Source organism: Pseudomonas sp. HMWF006, from assembly GCF_003061205.1.
In the GTDB taxonomy this organism is placed as follows: Bacteria; Pseudomonadota; Gammaproteobacteria; order Pseudomonadales; family Pseudomonadaceae; genus Aquipseudomonas; species Aquipseudomonas monsensis.
The window spans coordinates 1-2,190 of sequence record NZ_QAIU01000064.1; the positions used below are offsets into that span (position 1 = coordinate 1).

The window sequence follows — 2,190 nt, forward strand, 5'->3', positions numbered from 1 at the left end:
GGCCGGGTCGAGGTGATAGTCCTCAAGACAACGCAGCCACGAGCGGGCAATCGACGGGTCGGCACCGGGCCCGTGCAGGTGCGGTTTGCCCTGGGTCACGGTGAGCACCTGTTGGGCATGGCGACTCAAATGGTTGTCGTGCATTTCTTATTATTCTCCCCGAGATCAGTGCCGCCTGTTTATTGGCTGGCATCTGGGCGATTTGCAGTCAGCATCCTCCAGCCATCGGCGCATTGCAATGCTGGCGAGACTGCTCGGTCACCGGCTGTGCCAAAAGCGGTACACACTGTCACCCCCTCTGTACCGAAACCATCACAGGCACCGCCCGCCCGTCCGACACAAAACACGCAAGGCCTTGATTTGCCTGACCTGCACGGCAGTGGCCTGGCCTTTGCTCTACGCTTATAGCAAGCGCACTTGCGCGTTTCTCTAATAAGTACAAAGCCAAGGAGAACATCATCATGCGTTACGCTCACCCCGGTACTGAAGGCGCCAAAGTCTCGTTCAAGAGCAAGTACGGTAACTACATCGGCGGCGAGTTTGTCGCGCCTGTCAAAGGTCAGTACTTCACCAATACCTCGCCAGTGAATGGCCAACCGATTGCCGAATTCCCCCGCTCCACTGCCGAAGACATCGACAAGGCACTGGACGCCGCCCACGCCGCTGCCGATGCGTGGGGCGCGACCTCCGTGCAGGCGCGCTCGCTGATCCTGCTGAAAATCGCCGACCGCATCGAACAGAACCTCGAGCTGCTGGCGATCACCGAAACCTGGGACAACGGCAAAGCCATCCGCGAAACCCTCAACGCCGATATCCCGCTGGCCGCCGACCATTTCCGCTACTTCGCCGGGTGCCTGCGCGCTCAGGAAGGCAGCGCTGCCGAAATCGACGGCAACACCGTGGCCTATCACATCCATGAACCGCTGGGCGTAGTCGGCCAGATCATCCCGTGGAACTTCCCGCTGCTGATGGCCGCGTGGAAACTCGCCCCGGCACTCGCCGCCGGCAACTGCGTGGTGCTCAAGCCTGCCGAGCAAACCCCGCTGGGCATCTGCGTGCTGATGGAGCTGATCGGTGATCTGCTGCCACCGGGCGTGCTCAACGTGGTGCAGGGTTTCGGCAAAGAAGCCGGCGAAGCCCTGGCCACCAGCAAACGCATCGCCAAGATCGCCTTCACCGGCTCGACCCCGGTCGGCTCGCACATCATGAAGTGCGCAGCCGAGAACATCATTCCGTCCACCGTGGAACTGGGTGGCAAGTCGCCGAACATCTTCTTCGAAGACATCATGCAGGCCGAGCCGAGCTTCATCGAGAAAGCGGCCGAAGGTCTGGTGCTGGCGTTCTTCAACCAGGGCGAGGTGTGCACCTGCCCGTCGCGCGCACTGGTGCAGGAGTCGATCTACGACGAATTCATGCAAGCGGTGATGAAGAAAGTCAGCCAGATCAAGCGTGGCGATCCGCTGGACACCGACACCATGGTCGGCGCCCAGGCGTCCGAGCAGCAGTTCGACAAGATCCTGTCGTACCTGGAAATCGCCAAGGGTGAAGGCGCCGAGCTGCTGACCGGCGGCAAGGTGGAAAAACTCGAGGGCAGTCTGGCGACCGGCTATTACATCCAGCCGACCCTGCTCAAGGGCACCAACAAGATGCGCGTGTTCCAGGAAGAAATCTTCGGCCCGGTGGTGAGCATCACCACCTTCAAGGACGAAGCCGAAGCCCTGGCGATTGCCAACGACACCGAGTTCGGCCTCGGCGCCGGCCTGTGGACCCGCGACATCAACCGCGCCTACCGCATGGGCCGGGCGATCAAGGCCGGTCGCGTGTGGACCAACTGCTACCACCTGTACCCGGCGCACGCCGCGTTCGGCGGGTACAAGAAGTCCGGCGTCGGCCGTGAAACCCACAAGATGATGCTCGATCACTATCAGCAGACCAAAAACCTGCTGGTGAGCTACGACATCAATCCGCTGGGCTTCTTCTAAAAACCCGGGGCAACACTGATGTTTCAGTGTTGCCCTCCAAATAGCTATCGCTGGCAAGCCAGCTCCCACAGGGATCTCTGCAGATCTCGATAATGGGTACACCACAGAAACCTGTGGGAGCTGGCTTGCCAGCGATGGCGTCCTCAATGACACAACACAAGGCCTGGCCGCTCTGGCACGGCCCTTGCGTACCCGTCATTCAGGTTTT

Annotated in this window: 2 protein-coding genes; one reads left to right on the top strand and one right to left on the bottom strand. The window is 60.8% G+C overall.

Going from position 1 to position 2,190, the window contains the following annotated elements:
- A partial coding sequence (locus DBR24_RS34740; protein WP_177490406.1) for a hypothetical protein occupies positions 1-144 on the bottom strand: 144 nt, incomplete at its 3' end.
- A 317-nt stretch (positions 145-461) separates the two neighbouring features.
- Between DBR24_RS34740 and DBR24_RS02430 the strand changes: the two genes are divergently transcribed.
- Positions 462-1,982, top strand: coding sequence for an aldehyde dehydrogenase family protein (locus tag DBR24_RS02430; protein ID WP_095048794.1), 1,521 nt, complete (start codon positions 462-464; stop codon positions 1,980-1,982).
- Positions 1,983-2,190: the final 208 nt, after the last annotated feature.

Excerpts from the sequence above, each read along its gene's own strand:
- DBR24_RS02430 (WP_095048794.1), top strand. The coding sequence starts at position 462 with ATGCGTTACGCTCACCCCGGTACTGAAGGCGCCAAAGTCTCGTTCAAG.